The organism is Petralouisia sp. (assembly GCF_056822245.1).
Genome location: NZ_JBQIOP010000012.1, coordinates 1 through 15,155, shown reverse-complemented (window position 1 = coordinate 15,155; position 15,155 = coordinate 1). Strand labels below are relative to the sequence as shown.

Here is a 15,155-nt window from a genome sequence, read left to right as displayed (position 1 = left end):
CAATGAATATTGATGAACGCGTAGTAGCGGGCATAGTAAATGCGGTCTTAGGCCGGCTGGATGACGTTTCCAATCCGGCTGCAGAAGCCGGAGGCGGAAATTGGGGCATCTTTGAAAGCATGAACGACGCAGTGGAGGCTGCCGCTGCTGCGCAGAAGAAGTATATAAACTGCACCATGCATGACCGGGCGGTTTATGTACAGGCCATCCGTGATGTAGTGCTCAATCAGGAGAACCTGGAATATATTTCCCGTGAGTCTGCAGAAGAGACAGGAATGGGAAATTATGAGCACAAATTAATTAAAAACCGGCTTGCAGCCACAAAAACGCCGGGAATTGAGGACTTGACAACAGATGCCATGACAGGCGACGACGGCCTTACGCTGGTGGAGTATTCTCCTTTTGGAGTAATCGGCGCGATTACGCCCACCACGAATCCTACGGAAACCATCATCTGCAATTCCATTGGGATGCTGGCCGCAGGCAACAGTGTGGTATTCAGCCCCCATCCAAGGGCAAAAAATGTTTCGCTGCATCTGGTTCGGCTGATTAACCGCGCGCTGGCTGAAGTGGGCGCGCCGTCTAATCTGGTGGTTACCGTATCAAATCCATCCATTGAAAACACAAATGCCATGATGGAGCATCCAATGGTGCGGATGTTAGTGGCAACAGGAGGTCCCGGCATTGTAAAAACAGTGCTGTCCAGCGGCAAGAAGGCAATCGGCGCAGGCGCAGGCAATCCTCCGGTAGTGGTGGATGAGACGGCCAACATTGAAAAGGCAGGAAAAGATATTATTGATGGCTGCAGTTTTGACAACAACCTTCCCTGCATTGCAGAAAAAGAAGTGATTGTAGTAGATTCTGCGGCAGATTATTTGATTTTCAACATGAAGAAAAACGGCGCTTACGAAGTGAAAGACCCTGAGATTATCGACAAACTTGTTAAGTTAGTAGTCCAGGAAAACGGAAAGAGTCCGGTTACAGCTTTTGTAGGCAAGAGTGCAAAATACATTTTGGAGCAGGCAGGCGTTCATGTGGGGGATGATGTGAAAGTCATTATAGCAGAAACCAGCGAGGAGCATCCTTTTGTGCAGGTAGAGCTTATGATGCCTATTCTTCCGATTGTGCGGGTGCCAGATGTGGATGCCGGAATTGAAATGGCTGTCCGTGTCGAGCACGGCAACCGTCATACGGCAATGATGCATTCCCGCAATGTAGATAAGCTTACCAAGATGGCAAAGCTTATCCAGACAACCATTTTTGTAAAGAACGGCCCTTCTTATGCCGGAATAGGCGTGGGCGGTGAAGGTTATACGACATTTACCATTGCAGGCCCTACCGGAGAAGGACTGACTTCAGCGAAATCCTTTGCACGGCGGCGCAGATGCGTGTTGGTAGGAGGAATGGATGTACGCTGATTAGGGAGGTGCTCCTATGCAGGAGAATTTAACAGCATTGGTGGAAAGCGCCGGAATTGTCGGCGCAGGGGGCGCAGGCTTTCCCACCCATGTAAAGCTGAATGCCAAAGCGGATACCGTAATCATTAACGGAGCTGAGTGCGAACCTCTTCTGAGGGTAGATCAGCAGCTGATGGCAGGGCAGGCCGGACGGCTGCTTGCAGCTTTAGATAAGATTGTTGCGCATCTGGGGGCAGAAGAGGGTGTGGTGGCCCTTAAAGAGCATTACCACACGGCGGCCGAAGCCTTACAGCGTGAACTGGCAAATTATCCGAAGCTGCGTCTGCATCTGCTGGGAGCTTTTTACCCGGCAGGCGACGAGCAGGTGATTGTTTATGAAGTCACAGGACGGATAGTTCCGGAAGGGGGCATCCCAATCAATGTGGGCGTTGTGGTGACCAATGTGGAAACGGCCCTGAATGTATTAGACGCCGTTGACGGACATCCGGTTACCGATAAATATGTGACAGTAACCGGCGCTGTGCGCGGGCCAAGGACCGTTAAGGTTCCCCTGGGCATTACAGTGGCGGAAGCTCTGGAACTGGCAGGAGGTCCCACAGTGCCGGATTACCGCATTGTGAACGGCGGGCCGATGATGGGCCGTCTGGTTTCACCGGAAAGTGTAATTACAAAGACTACAAAGGGACTGATTGTAATTCCGGCGGGTCATCCTCTTTTGAATAGTCTGGAGCGGCCGTTAAACGTTTCTCTGCGGCAGGCGGCAGCTGCATGTATGCAGTGCTCCCTGTGCTCTGAGGTCTGTCCCCGGGGACTGCTCGGCCACCGCATTCAGCCTCATAAGCTGATGCGTCTGACCGCTTACGGAAGCATGTGCGATCCGGCCCAGACGCCTATGAACGCTTATCTTTGCTGCGGCTGCCGTCTGTGCGAGTATACCTGTGTGATGGGGCTGCAGCCCTGGAAGCTGAACGGCAACCTTAAGAACATTCTGGGCAGCCAAGGTATCCGCAACAGCCTGAACAACAAGCCAGAGCAGGGCGCGCCTTTCAGAGAATACAAACGTTTCCCGGTACACAAGCTGATTCATCAGCTTGGCCTTGCGGCTTATGATGTGGATGCGCCATTAGAGGAAACTGCATTGCCTGCTTACGCAAAAGTTACGCTTCCTCTCCGGCAGAATGTGGGAGCGCCGGCAGAACCGGCGGTACAGACGGGCAGCCAGGTGCAAAAAGGCGATTTGATTGCCCGTATCCCGGAAGGTAAGCTGGGAGCGAATCTCCATGCCAGTATCTCCGGCACGGTGACAGCCGTCAGTGATGACAGTATTGTGATTCAGGCGTAATTAGTAAGAAAGGATATGCATATGGGAAAGTCGATTGGATTGTTAGAGCTGAAAAGTATTCCTGCAGGCGTGCAGTCTGCAGATGAGATGCTGAAAGCTGCGGATGTGGAGTTGTTGACAGCTACCGCTATCTGTCCCGGAAAATATATTATTATTGTCAGCGGACAGGTGGGAGCAGTGAAAAGCTCCATGGAAAGAGGCAGACAGGTTGCGGGAACTTTCCTAATCTGCCATCATATTATCAATAATGTCCATGCATCTGTACCGTCGGCTCTGGTGGGCACGGTAGATGTAGAACATATCACTGCCCTGGGTATGCTGGAAACCATGTCGGCGCTGACCGCAGTGCAGGCCGCAGATATTGCTGCAAAAGCATCCAACATTACTTTAATGGAGGTTCGGGTGGCCCGGGGACTGGGCGGGAAAGGATACCTGATATTTACAGGTGAAGTTTCAGCCGTAAAATCAGCGCTGAATTCCTGTGTGACCCAGTTAGCGGATACCGGCGAGATTACCAGCAGCTGCGTAATTCCGTCGCCGCATAAAGGTTTGCTTGAAAAATTAGTTTAGTGCGGCAGAAGGAGTGAATTGGCAATGGATATGAACCTTTTGAATATCGGTGCATCAGCAGAAGGCAAGATGCGTATCATTCAGGAGACAGTTCCTGGTAAGCAGGTCACATTGGCACATATTATTGCCAGTCCTGGTGAGATTATCTATCAAAAGCTGGGTTTGAATCCGGAATTGGATTATAAACAGTCAGCAATTGGAATTTTAAGTATGTGTCCATCTGAGATATCTGTAATTGCCGGTGATATTGCGATGAAAACTGCTCCGATTGAGATTGGATTTATTGACCGTTTCAGCGGAACGCTGATTTTTACAGGAAGAATTTCCAATGTTCAGTCTGCAGTAACCAATATTCTGGCATATTTGAAAAATAATTTAGGCTTTACAGTTTGTGAGATTACAAGAACATGAAAAAGATCATTTTAATGGGACGCAGTGAATGTGGGAAAACTACTTTGACACAGGCATTGAAAGGTGATGTGATTACCTATCACAAAACACAGTATATCAATCATTATGATGTTGTGATTGATACGCCGGGGGAGTACGCAGAAACTTCCACATTGGCTCGCGCGCTGGCTTTATATGCTTATGAGGCGGATGTAGTGGGGCTTCTTCTGAATGCAGCGGAACCGTATTCCCTTTATCCCCCCTGCTGTGCAGCTGCCTGCAACCGTCCTGTTATCGGGATTGTTACACAGATTGACCGGGAGGATGGTAATCCGGACAGAGCCCATCAATGGCTGGAGATGGCCGGATGCAGGCCGGTATTTCGGGTAAGCTCTTACACAGGAGAGGGAATTTGGCAGGTGCTCAATTATCTTCGGGAGCCGGGGGATGTGCTTCCCTGGGATTCAGAAGAGGATGCCGAACGTCCGCGGACAGTTGTTTCAGATAAATTTGGAAAAGTATAATGTTTTCAGGCATTTGGAAATGAAAGGAAACAGAGAGTGGGTAAAGAAAAGGGCTGCTGTAAAACAGCTGTTCTATACAGAATATGGTATTCAGGACTCGGGGGTCTTATCCATATTTTGTATAGAAACAGTGTTTTGTAGCAGCCCCTTTCTTGAATTTTACAATTCTGTAAGGTCTGAAATATTTCTAAGCTTCTTCAGAATTCATGGGTATCTTCTCTGGTTCTTCTAAAACAGCGGAATTATCTGCATGTTTCTCTTCCAGTGCATCGGGAAGAATCTGGCTGTCGTGGAGCCGGGGAAAACGCCGGCTGCCGTTGGAACGGTATAAAACAGCAGCTCCGGCAGTCAGGCCGCCGATGAGCACGCCGCCTGTAACGCCGATAGCCGGACTGACTGCCAACAGGCTTCCGAACATAAAGTTTAATGCAACGGCGCCCAGAGAAACCAGGGTCAGAAGCCTGGTGTTGCGGCTGAGGTTATTGCTGACAATGGAAGTGTAAGTGTCCAGGTCTTTGATGATCGTATTCTTGTTCAGTTCATAGCGTTCCTCTAAAAACTTGAAATCCAGAGCCAACTGCCCCTGAAGAACATAGCTGTTCTGCATCTGCATGGGATAGTAGCCTTTGTCAATACGGGCAATAATTTCCTTTAAAGAAATGATCTGATTGCCGTATTCTGTATAACGGCGGCGGAAATCCAGGATTTGGTAAGTGCCGCTGTTGTCAATGCGGTTGTCTAAGGAATCCTCTAATGTTTTCATATCTTTAATGCTGAGTTCTATCAGTTCTCTCAGATTGTCAATTTTGAACATAAGGGCGTAGATAAATGCCTGGCCTATATATTTTACTTCCCTGTCCGTCAGGAAATTCCCAAACAGGCCCACAGCGGATTCCTCCACAATCAAATTGGTGCCCGCCTGCCGCAGACGGAGATCGCTCAGTATATCTCCCTCCCCGTAATTCAGTTCCAAAGTCAGGGCAGCTTCGTCTCCGAAAATACGCTGATGCACAACCGGTTCCTGCATGGGGCAGGTAAAAATGCAGTAGGAGCTTTCCGTAATGCCTGCGCCTTCCGGATGGCGGCCTCTGCCCATGGTTTGAAGAAAGGTATAATTATCCATAAGAATGCCTCGCTGTGGAGTTCATGGTGCGGAAATTACCGGCGTTTTGGAAACTATTGTCAGCCGGATGCCGCACGTTGACGCATCCACTTTTCTATCGTGAATTTATTGTAAAATGCTTTGTTTTCTATGGTAAAATCTTACCATATTTTTGTGATATTGTCCACTCCTGCCCATAGTGGGAAATTACCTTAAATCAAAGTAGATTTTGCATTTTTTCTATGTTATTATTTAATAAATATGGTACGTCTGGAAATGCGTGTTAATTTTGGAACGCATCCACCTAACGATATTCAGGAGGGAGACCTATGAAAAAGAATCTGGCATCCAGGAAACTTTCATTTATTTTTAAATTTACACTGTGTTTTGTTCTGGGGACGGCGGCTTTTTTTCTGACAGGCCGCAGCATAGAAGCTCTGGCGGCACAGCAAGTCAGCGGGGAAGAGGATCAAGTGCTCTATGAAGATGAATACGGCAGAATTCATACAGCAAATGGATTTGTCTATAAGTTATACGATGACATTTACGATCCCACTTACTCGGTGCGTTATGAAGGAACCGCGGAAAGCATTGTTATCCCGGACAGGTTCAAGGGCTTGAAAGTGAAATGGCTCTTTTCTGGAGCATTTTCAGACGCCCCTAATTTAAAGAGCGTCACCCTGCCGGAGAGCATGTCTGAGATAGACGATGGGGCCTTTATGGATTGTAAAAATTTAGAAGAAATCCTGGTAGATGAAAAGAATCTCTGTTATACGGTACAGGAAGGAGTTTTATATGAACTTGGTGATAGCGGCGCAAAGAGGCGCATTGTATTCTGTCCGCAGAAAAATATAAAAGCTTTTACGGCGCCGGAGAGCGTAGAGTGGATTGACAGTTATGCGTTTTGGGAGTGCAAAGAATTGCAGAGCGTCTATATCCCCGCTTCCGTCCAGAAAATAGGCTCCGCGTTCCAATTTGCAGGTCTGCAGAATGTTTATTACGGCTCTGGCAGTGATGAACTGGAAGATACAAAAGAATATTATGATTTTTCAAAGACGGTAGAAAAGGCTCATCTGCATTTTAATTTTAACCCGGAGGATTATCAATCTTCGCTGTTATCGGATCAAACGGCTGAGATTTCAGGATACTGGGGAACAGACAGCGAATTGTCTCTCCCGGCGGGGCTTGGGAATACGATTGTCTCATCCATTGGAACGGAGACTTTCTCTGGCTGCCGGAGCGTTGTCCATGCTGATATTCCAGACAGTGTCGTCCGTATTGGGGACAGGGCTTTCGAAGGATGCAGCGTGTTAGAACGAATCGTCGTGCCTGCAGGGGTAACTTTTGTTGGAGCAGACGCTTTTAATGGCTGCTTCAGTTTAAGAGAAATCTATTACGCCGGGAGCGAAGCCCAGTGGAACAGACTTAACGTTCAGCTTACAGATGAAGTAAAAATTATTTACAATTGTAATCCCCATGAGCTCTTTCCGGGGCACTTTTCAGAATCAGAAACAAGGATTATGTATTATACCGGAGATAGGGAGGATATTGTAATCCCCTCATGGTTAGACGGCCGGCAGATGACGGCCATTGGAGATGGATATACGAGGCTTTTTGCCGATGCTTCACCGAAACGCATTGAAATTCTGGAGGGTATTACTCAGATTGACAGAATTGCTTTTTCCGGCTGTAAGTCTGTACAGGAAGTCAGGCTTCCGGACACCTGCATAGAAATCGGCGAGGAAGCTTTTGCGTCCTGCGAGGGTCTGGAAAAGCTCACGCTCTCTCCGAACCTGGAAAAAATGGGGGAAAAGTCTTTCTTCCAATGCAAAAGTCTTTCGGGAGAGATTTCTTTTCCGGAAAAACTTACATATATTCCCATCAGCGCCTTTGAAGACTGTGAAAAATTAAACGGCGTAACTCTGCCGGAAAACTTGATTGAGATAAACTCTTATGCTTTTTCCGGCTGTAAAAGTCTGACCTCTGTTTCCCTTCCCAAAAGCCTGAATTATATGGGAATAAGCGTATTTTGGGGATGCAGTTCCCTGAAAGACGTTTATTATTCCGGCACAGGGAAGGAATGGAAGAATTTCACGCTTTCCGGCAGCTTCAACAAAGCAGGGAACGACTGTCTGCTGAACGCCGGTTTTCATTATACAGAAGAAGATCTGGGCGTTCCTTCCGGCAGCTTTACAGTCACTTTCAACGCCTGGGGTACGGCAGATATTCCCCCGCAGACAATTCTGCAGTTTGGGCATGTGAAAAAGCCGGCAGATCCTGTCCGTCCCGGCTATATCTTTATAGGCTGGTACTACGGGGAGGAACTGTGGGATTTTGAATTTGACAGGATACGGGGCGACATGACGCTGCAGGCTAAATGGACCTATGAGGAAGAGATCCGACAGAATGGGAAAGGCGAATATATTGACGCGGAGGGCTTTGTCCTGATTCCTCTGGGAAAAGAATTTATTGTAAACGGCGGCGCGCCCGCTTATTCCTCTAATATCACTTATAATTGGCAAATTGATAAACCAACGCTTATGCAGATGGGACGAAACGGGGACCAGAGCATCCCCGTAAAAGGACTTGCAGAGGGTCAATGCACCCTTACGTGTACGGTCAGAAGCGAGCATTACCGGGTTCCCCCATTTGGCACAGAACCGATACTCTATGATGTGGATACGAGTAACTACCCATATAAATACAGGATTGTTCCGCTGATAAAATCCCTCAGAATGAGTGAAAAATCCATTACGATGAAACCTGGCGCTTACCATTTTCTTACGGTTACCGCGGCGCCTTCGAACAGCGGCTATGCGCGGGTTTTGAGCGGCCTGACCTTTGCTTCTTCAGATCCTTCCGTAGCGGAAGTCAGTAAAGATGGAATCTTAACAGCCAGGAAAAACGGAACGGTCACAGTTACCGCCTTTACGGAAAACGGTATGGATGGAATCACGGGGAGAGATAGTTGCACCGTCACCGTTACGGATTCTGTTTCAGCTCCATCGGCGCCGGATTCCGGTAACGGGGAAACGGATAAGAATCCCGGTACAGCGCCGCCGGCGTCTGGTTCCGGCAATGGGAATACAGATAAGGATTCTCCTGATTCCGGGCCAGGCAAAGACGGTGCAGAAGAAAAACCAGGCGGGGGAACGAAAGAAATCCCTGTAAAAAAGATTACTTTGAGCGCAAAACAAATTTATATGGTGAAAGGAAAGAGTATCCGCATAGGAGCGTATGTGTCTCCTGCCAATGCCACCGATGAACTCAAATGGTCTACTTCTAATAAAAAGATTGCGGTAGTGAAGAACGGGAAAATCACTGCAAAAAAAAACGGAAAAGTATCCGTTACTGTCAGAGCCGGGAAGAAAAAAGCCAGTCTGAACGTAGTTGTCGTACCGAAAGCGAAAAAGGCGGCGAAAGTAACCTTAAAGAAAAAGAGTTCTATGAAAGTAAAAAGCAGCCTCCTGTTGAAAGCATCCGTATCTCCAAAAAATGCAACCGATACTCTGACCTGGAGCAGCTCCAATAAAAAGATTGCGAAGGTAGACAAATTCGGCAGAGTCACAGCCCTGAAAAAAGGAAAAGCAACGATACGGGTTAAGACCAGCAGCGGAAAAAAGGCTTCCTGCAGAATCAGCGTAATCAGGTAAGCGGACAGATACAGAGCCGGCAGCAGAAATCATACTTAATCTGATAATAATATATAAAAGTCAATATAAATGTATTGTAATTCGATAAATTTATATTGACTTTTATTGCTTATGAGGGTATGATAATTATAATAAAACAAATAGGGAGGTTATAAAATGACGCAAGAGAGTTTAAGCAAATGGTTAAAAGGCGTAATTGCAGGAATTGCAGTCTGCGGAGCCGTGATTTATTTTTATCTGGTGCCGGTATTCGGACAGGAGGCAGCGGCGGCTTATCCGGAGTTTTCCCATTGTTATATCCCGTGGCTGATCGTAATCTGGCTGACGGCCGTTCCCTGTTATATGGTGCTGTATTTTGGATGGAAGATTACCATGGAAATTAAAAAGGACAATTCATTCTCCATGACAAATTCCAGATATTTAAAATACATTTCCACACTGGCATTATTGGACAGCGGATACTTTTTTCTGGCAAATCTGATTTTGCTGCTGCTGAATATGAATCATCCTGGGATTTTCCTGGGTTCTCTGCTGGTGGAATTTGCAGGGGTGACGGTGGCAGTAACAGCGGCGGCTCTGTCTCATCTGGTACAGAAAGCTGCCGAGATACAGAATGAGAATGAGCTGACTATTTAGCGGGATGATAAATATTATCAATATCAGGAACGGAGGAAGAGATGGCAATTATTATCAATATAGATGTTATGCTTGCCAAACGGAAAATGAGCGTGACGGAGCTTTCTGAGAGAGTGGGAATTACCATGGCGAATATTTCCATTTTGAAAAATGGCAAAGCGAAAGCAATTAAAGTTGACACATTAGATAAGATCTGCAGAGCGTTGGAATGTCAGCCGGGGGACATATTAGAATGGAGGGATGAAGATGGAAAAGCATGATGCGTCCGTACTGGAGCAGGAAAAACCCATTAATCCGGTAATGATTCATAATGTTCCGTATTTTATGGGAATCTCTTTCTTGTACGCAGTTTGTTTTACCATAGCATTTTACAAAAATTTTATTGGAATTACTTTTCCGTTTATCACAGCCGCAACATTAACTGTATGCTGCCTGTTCTTAAAGAAAAATGAAATTCCCTGGCGCAGATCCAATTGGTGGTATATAATTCCCAGTCTGCTGCTTGGCGTAAGCACTGTGCTTACCGCCAATGGATTTGTTCTGTTTTTCAATACCCTGGGTATTCTTTTGCTGATTACAGTGTTTATGATACGTCAGATCTATGATGACAGAACATGGAATCTGTGCCAGTATATCTGCAATCTTCTGTTTTTGTATCTGTGCATGGTGCCTGAGATTGCAAGTCCCGTGATTCATGCGGTAAATAGCAGGAAAAAATATAAAAAAGATGAAAAGACGAATAAAAATATTAAATATATTATCATTGGAGCATTAATCGGACTGCCGATGATTCTGATTGTGGTTGCCCTTTTAAGCAGCGCAGATCAGATTTTTTCCAGATTTGTGGGCAGTTTGTTTCACAATCTGGGGAGTCAGATTGTGTTCTCTCCCAACTTATTCCTGGTTCTGTTCCTGATGATTCTGGGATTTTTCGGAATTTACAGTTTTCTTTCTGCGCTGACCCAGAATAATATGCCGGAATGGAAGAAAAAAAAGAGCAGGAAGAATCCTGTCATTGCCATTACCTTTCTTTCCATGATCACAGCCGTTTACCTGATTTTCTGCGTGATTCAGGCAGTGTTCTTGTTTACCGGCGGCAGGCTGCTTCCTGAGGGTTATACGTATTCCGAATATGCGCATCAGGGATTTTTTCAATTGCTTTTTTTGTGTATGTTTAATCTGATTCTTGTGGTAGTATGTCTCTCTGTTTTTCAGAAACATCAATGGCTGAAAATCCTTTTGCTGATATTTTCCGGATGCACGTATCTGATGATTGCTTCCAGTGCATTTCGGATGGTGTTATACATCTCTGTTTATCATTTAAGTTTTCTCAGGGTCCTGGTGCTCTGGTTTCTCAGTATGCTGGCAGTCCTGATGGCGGGAGTGGTGGTAAATATCTTAAAGGAGCAGTTCGGACTGTTTCGTTACTGTATGTCAGTGGTTACTGTGTTCTATCTGCTGTTTTCTTTCGGTAAGGCGGATGCTCTTATTGCAAGCTACAATGTGGCTCAGCTTGGAGGGGAGATGAGTTACAGGGATGTGGCATATCTGACGGGTTTGTCAGTAGATGCGGTGCCTGTATTAAGCAGCTGTGAATTTGAACATGAACATTCTGCAGAACATACGGCGCAATACGGGGGCTATACGGAAGACGTGTATGGATATTCAACAGGATTAAAATACTACGAAGATCGGAACGGATACGTTTCCGGCTGCAGAAGATGCAAACTGGAGCAGAAATTTCAGCGGGCATTGAATAAAGCAGAAACTATGACTTTACGAACCTTTCACTTTTCCAGATATCAGGCGGCAAAGGCGGCAGAAAAATATTTCAGATGATTGTTTACAGATGAATATATATCCATTATTATAAAATAAGGCATGCAAAAAGGCAGGCTGAAGTTCAGGATTAAAGGAGAAATGTTATGATTCGCAGCATCTCAACAGAAGTAATCACAGAGAATATCAAAGAAATGTGCATAGAAGCCAATCACTGTCTTTCCAAAGATATGGAGCAGTCGTTAAAAAAAGCGGAGGCAATCGAAGAATCGCCGCTGGGCCGGAAAATTTTAGGTCAGCTTCAGGAAAATCTCCGGATAGCGGAAGAAGAGCGGATTCCCATTTGCCAGGATACGGGAATGGCAGTTGTTTTTGCAGAAATCGGCCAGGAGGTGCATTTTGAAGGAGGCTTGTTGGACGACGCCATTCACGAAGGGGTGCGCCGCGGATATAAAGAAGGATTTTTAAGAAAATCTGTGGTGGGAGATCCGATTCTCAGAGAAAATACCAAAGATAATACGCCGGCAGTCATACATTATACCATTGCGGCCGGAGATAAAGTAAGACTTACCCTGGCGCCCAAAGGATTCGGCAGCGAAAACATGAGCAGAGTCTTTATGCTGAAGCCTGCCGATGGAATAGAGGGAGTAAAAAATGCGATTTTAACGGCAGTCAGGGATGCAGGCCCCAATGCCTGCCCGCCGATGGTAGTGGGAGTGGGAATTGGCGGAACTTTTGAAAAATGTGCGCTTTTGGCCAAACAGGCGTTGACAAGGCCGGTGGGTGAACACGCGTTAGTTCCCTATGTAAAGGAGCTGGAGCAGGAAATGCTGGACAAAATCAATAGGCTGGGAATAGGTCCCGGAGGACTGGGAGGCACCGTTACGGCCCTTGCAGTAAATATCAATACGTATCCCACCCATATAGCGGGGCTTCCGGTAGCGGTTAATATTTGCTGTCATGTAAACCGCCATGTGGTGAGGGAGCTGTAAGGCAGGAGATGAAACTAACTGACAATCAGGAATACAGAGAGGTTTGTGTTATGGATAAATACGTGAAAACACCCATTACTGCAGAAGTGACAGAGGAGCTTCATGCAGGAGATTATGTTTATATTACCGGAACGGTTTATGTGGCCAGGGACGCCGCCCATAAACGGCTGGTGGAATCGCTGAATCAGACAGAAAAAGAGTTTTATGCTGAAACGGGCGGGAAATCTCCTTTGCAGCAGTCTGAAGCAGAAGAGCTGCAGAGGAGATTAAAGGAAACGCTTCCGTTTCCCATTGAGGATGCCGCTGTTTATTATATGGGCCCTTCACCGGCCAGAGAAGGCCGTCCCATCGGTTCTGCCGGCCCTACCACGGCAAGCCGTATGGATAAATACGCCCCCAGACTTTTGGACTTGGGACAAAAAGCAATGATAGGGAAAGGAAAACGTACAAAAGAAGTGATTGACGGAATTGTCCGTAACCAGGCAGTATATTTTGCCGCAGTAGGAGGAGCCGGGGCATTGCTTTCCAAATGTATCAAGAAATCCGAGACAGTCTGTTATGAGGATTTGGGCGCAGAAGCAATTTTAAGGCTGGAAGTGGAGAATTTTCCTGTAGTTGTGGTTATAGACCGGGAAGGAAATAATTTATATGAAACTGCCGTCAGGGAGTATGCAAAAGTAAATTAATGAATCAGAGATGGGGCTGTCGCATTAAGAAGTAAATATACAAGATATACTATTTTGTACATAGAACTTATACCATATCTTGTAATTGTATTTCTTAATGCGACAGCCCCTTTTTCCGGCCCAAACCTGATATTGCATAAGTATTCCCTAAAATGAATAAATACAGAAAAATAATCAGAAAACCATGGTTAAACTTGACGAAAGAAAGATTATAAAGTAAGATATTATTAAACAAATCAACCAAATACTGAAAGAAATAGAGATAAAAGAAGGGAAGATTTATGGAAAAAAACAGTCAGTCATTTCAATTGAAAAAAATAATCAGACAATCAGTTATTACAGTAGCGGCGGGAGCTGTCTTGCTTTTGCTTTCCATTGGTACAAGTATCTTTATGAGCCGGGTGTCAGATGAGGAGCTTGAGACTACTACATATCTGAATCAGTACAGGCTTGGATCTAAGACATTAACCTATGCAGTGCAGGCTTATGCGGCTACCGGAGATCAGCAATATTACGATGATTATATGAAAGAACTGAATGAAGATAAGAATCGTGATGTGGCGCTGGCAGGTTTGAAGAAGAACAACATCACAAAGGACGAATGGGATGGCATGAACCAGATTGCAGACTTTTCCAATGGTCTGGTGCCTATTGAAGAAGAAGCCATGGAGCTTGCCGGAAAGGGTGATATAGAAGGCGCCAAGAGCCGTGTGTTCGGCGAAGAGTACCGGAATACCGCTCTGCAGATTAATTCCCTGACAGATGAAGTGATTACACGTATTCAGAAAAGAGTAAATGGCGCAAAAGGGAAATTAAGAATATTCCAGGGAATTGTAGAGTTTATATATGCGCTTTCCTTTTTATATCTGATTTTCCAGATTGTAAAGATTGTGAAATTTTCCAGAGAAGAGCTGTTGTCTCCGATTGTTAAAGTGTCAGAACAGATGCTTGAACTGGCAGAAGGGAATTTTCATGGAGATTTTGAACTGGCAGAGGACAGCAGTGAAGTGGGAAAAATGGCAGGAGCCATTATCCATATGAAGCGCAGTACCACAGCAATGATCCAGGAAATCTCTGATATATTAGAGAAAATGGGCAATGGAGACTATAATTTTGAAATCACGCAGGAATATGTAGGGGAATACGATCAGATCAAGGAATCATTTTTGAAAATCAAAGAAAAAATGCGGGAAACACTGGGAACAATCCGGGAAGTTTCCTTACAGATTGACAGCGGTTCTGAGCAGCTGTCCTGCGCTGCCGTTGATTTGGCAGAAGGAAGCCAGGAGCAGGCAGGAAAAATATCTGACTTAGTGAGTCTGATGAATGATATGTACAAAAGTATGGAACACAGCGCCAAAGAGGCTGCGGAAACAGTGGAAATTTCCAATCGGGCAGGTTACGTACTGGAGGCCGGCAACGTAAAGATGCAGGAACTGAAGGAAGCCATCAGCGAGATTAACAGCTGTTCCGAAGAAATAGGAAAGATTATCAGCACCATTGAAGATATTGCTTCCCAGACCAATCTTCTGTCACTGAATGCAGCCATAGAGGCGGCCCGGGCAGGGGAAGCCGGAAAAGGATTTGCAATTGTGGCAGATCAGGTGAAGAGCCTGGCAGATGAATCTGCAAAAGCGGCAGGTGAGACAGACAAGCTGATTGAAAGAACGGTTATGGCTGTAGATAAAGGAATTTTAATTGCAGATGAAACGGCAGTTAATATGGAAGAAGTTATGATGGGTGCAAAAGAAGCCACAGGAAGAATGGGTAAAATGTCAGGCATTCTTACCGGTGATGTGGAGCATATGCATCAGCTAAATGAAAATATTATGCGTATTGCAGAAATCGTTGACAGCAATTCAGCAGCTTCTCAGGAGACAGCGGCAGTCAGCCAGGAGCAGAAAGCTCAGGTAGAAACTATGGTAGGCTTAATGGATAAGTTTAATGTATAGGAAAGAAAAGAAAGGTGAATTGAAAAAGTAAATTCCACTTTGTAAGATTAAATTCCGCTTTGAAAAAGTAAATTCAATAGGAATACAGAAAAAAAGAGATTTCATATAGAA

The 15,155-nt window shown here is 45.6% G+C and carries 13 protein-coding genes; 12 read left to right on the top strand and 1 reads right to left on the bottom strand.

Annotated elements, in window-relative coordinates; translation table 11 throughout:
• Positions 1 to 2 precede the first annotated feature (2 nt).
• The 5 genes from ACTO17_RS06530 to ACTO17_RS06510 are packed head-to-tail and all read left to right on the top strand — an operon-like array spanning position 3 to position 4,244.
• A complete protein-coding gene (locus ACTO17_RS06530) occupies positions 3 to 1,418 on the top strand; it encodes an aldehyde dehydrogenase family protein (RefSeq protein WP_482557333.1) in 1,416 nt (471 codons plus the stop codon).
• 16 nt (positions 1,419 to 1,434) lie between these two features.
• The gene (locus ACTO17_RS06525) at positions 1,435 to 2,760 is read left to right on the top strand and encodes an SLBB domain-containing protein (RefSeq protein ID WP_482557332.1); all 1,326 of its coding nucleotides are present in this window, start codon (positions 1,435 to 1,437) and stop codon (positions 2,758 to 2,760) included.
• 21 nt (positions 2,761 to 2,781) lie between these two features.
• Positions 2,782 to 3,330 carry a BMC domain-containing protein gene (locus ACTO17_RS06520; RefSeq protein ID WP_172539092.1) on the top strand — a complete coding sequence of 183 codons (549 nt, stop codon included), beginning with the start codon at positions 2,782 to 2,784 and terminating at the stop codon, positions 3,328 to 3,330.
• Positions 3,331 to 3,354: 24 nt separating this feature from the next.
• Positions 3,355 to 3,741, top strand: a complete 387-nt coding sequence (locus ACTO17_RS06515) for a BMC domain-containing protein (RefSeq protein ID WP_172539093.1) — start codon at positions 3,355 to 3,357, stop codon at positions 3,739 to 3,741.
• A complete protein-coding gene (locus tag ACTO17_RS06510; RefSeq protein ID WP_172539094.1) occupies positions 3,738 to 4,244 on the top strand; it encodes a EutP/PduV family microcompartment system protein in 507 nt (168 codons plus the stop codon). Before ACTO17_RS06515 ends, ACTO17_RS06510 begins: the two co-directional genes overlap by 4 nt.
• 187 nt (positions 4,245 to 4,431) lie before the next feature.
• On the opposite strand, the gene ACTO17_RS06505 is transcribed toward ACTO17_RS06510, so the two are convergent.
• Positions 4,432 to 5,367 (bottom strand): CorA family divalent cation transporter, encoded by a 936-nt coding sequence (locus ACTO17_RS06505; protein WP_482557331.1) that lies wholly within the window; start codon positions 5,365 to 5,367, stop codon positions 4,432 to 4,434.
• A 308-nt stretch (positions 5,368 to 5,675) separates the two neighbouring features.
• Between ACTO17_RS06505 and ACTO17_RS06500 the strand changes: the two genes are divergently transcribed.
• The 7 genes from ACTO17_RS06500 to ACTO17_RS06470 all read left to right on the top strand — a co-directional run bounded on the left by ACTO17_RS06500 (position 5,676) and on the right by ACTO17_RS06470 (position 15,044).
• Positions 5,676 to 8,999, top strand: coding sequence for a leucine-rich repeat protein (locus ACTO17_RS06500; protein ID WP_482557330.1), 3,324 nt, complete (start codon positions 5,676 to 5,678; stop codon positions 8,997 to 8,999).
• Positions 9,000 to 9,155: 156 nt separating this feature from the next.
• Positions 9,156 to 9,635, top strand: a complete 480-nt coding sequence (locus ACTO17_RS06495) for a DUF2975 domain-containing protein (protein ID WP_482557329.1) — start codon at positions 9,156 to 9,158, stop codon at positions 9,633 to 9,635.
• Positions 9,636 to 9,676: 41 nt separating this feature from the next.
• A complete protein-coding gene (locus tag ACTO17_RS06490) occupies positions 9,677 to 9,895 on the top strand; it encodes a helix-turn-helix domain-containing protein (protein WP_172536177.1) in 219 nt (72 codons plus the stop codon).
• Complete coding sequence (locus ACTO17_RS06485) at positions 9,882 to 11,474, top strand: DUF4153 domain-containing protein (protein WP_482557328.1); 1,593 nt, start codon at positions 9,882 to 9,884, stop codon at positions 11,472 to 11,474. The genes ACTO17_RS06490 and ACTO17_RS06485 overlap by 14 nt, the downstream gene beginning before the upstream one ends.
• Before the next feature lie 86 nt (positions 11,475 to 11,560).
• Positions 11,561 to 12,406 carry a fumarate hydratase gene (locus ACTO17_RS06480; protein WP_482557327.1) on the top strand — a complete coding sequence of 282 codons (846 nt, stop codon included), beginning with the start codon at positions 11,561 to 11,563 and terminating at the stop codon, positions 12,404 to 12,406.
• A gap of 50 nt (positions 12,407 to 12,456) precedes the next feature.
• A complete protein-coding gene (locus ACTO17_RS06475) occupies positions 12,457 to 13,092 on the top strand; it encodes a fumarate hydratase C-terminal domain-containing protein (RefSeq protein WP_482557326.1) in 636 nt (211 codons plus the stop codon).
• Positions 13,093 to 13,373: 281 nt separating this feature from the next.
• Positions 13,374 to 15,044: a methyl-accepting chemotaxis protein gene (locus tag ACTO17_RS06470; protein ID WP_482557325.1), complete on the top strand. Its 1,671-nt coding sequence runs from the start codon at positions 13,374 to 13,376 to the stop codon at positions 15,042 to 15,044.
• Positions 15,045 to 15,155: the final 111 nt, after the last annotated feature.

Bases quoted from the DNA above. Each gene is read 5' to 3' on its own strand.
- ACTO17_RS06520 (WP_172539092.1), top strand. From the start codon at position 2,782: ATGGGAAAGTCGATTGGATTGTTAGAGCTGAAAAGTATTCCTGCAGGC.
- ACTO17_RS06480 (WP_482557327.1), top strand. From the start codon at position 11,561: ATGATTCGCAGCATCTCAACAGAAGTAATCACAGAGAATATCAAAGAA.
- ACTO17_RS06510 (WP_172539094.1), top strand. From the start codon at position 3,738: ATGAAAAAGATCATTTTAATGGGACGCAGTGAATGTGGGAAAACTACT.
- ACTO17_RS06530 (WP_482557333.1), top strand. From the start codon at position 3: ATGAATATTGATGAACGCGTAGTAGCGGGCATAGTAAATGCGGTCTTA.
- ACTO17_RS06490 (WP_172536177.1), top strand. From the start codon at position 9,677: ATGGCAATTATTATCAATATAGATGTTATGCTTGCCAAACGGAAAATG.
- ACTO17_RS06495 (WP_482557329.1), top strand. From the start codon at position 9,156: ATGACGCAAGAGAGTTTAAGCAAATGGTTAAAAGGCGTAATTGCAGGA.
- ACTO17_RS06470 (WP_482557325.1), top strand. From the start codon at position 13,374: ATGGAAAAAAACAGTCAGTCATTTCAATTGAAAAAAATAATCAGACAA.
- ACTO17_RS06475 (WP_482557326.1), top strand. From the start codon at position 12,457: ATGGATAAATACGTGAAAACACCCATTACTGCAGAAGTGACAGAGGAG.
- ACTO17_RS06525 (WP_482557332.1), top strand. From the start codon at position 1,435: ATGCAGGAGAATTTAACAGCATTGGTGGAAAGCGCCGGAATTGTCGGC.
- ACTO17_RS06505 (WP_482557331.1), bottom strand. From the start codon at position 5,367: ATGGATAATTATACCTTTCTTCAAACCATGGGCAGAGGCCGCCATCCG.
- ACTO17_RS06485 (WP_482557328.1), top strand. From the start codon at position 9,882: ATGGAAAAGCATGATGCGTCCGTACTGGAGCAGGAAAAACCCATTAAT.
- ACTO17_RS06515 (WP_172539093.1), top strand. From the start codon at position 3,355: ATGGATATGAACCTTTTGAATATCGGTGCATCAGCAGAAGGCAAGATG.
- ACTO17_RS06500 (WP_482557330.1), top strand. From the start codon at position 5,676: ATGAAAAAGAATCTGGCATCCAGGAAACTTTCATTTATTTTTAAATTT.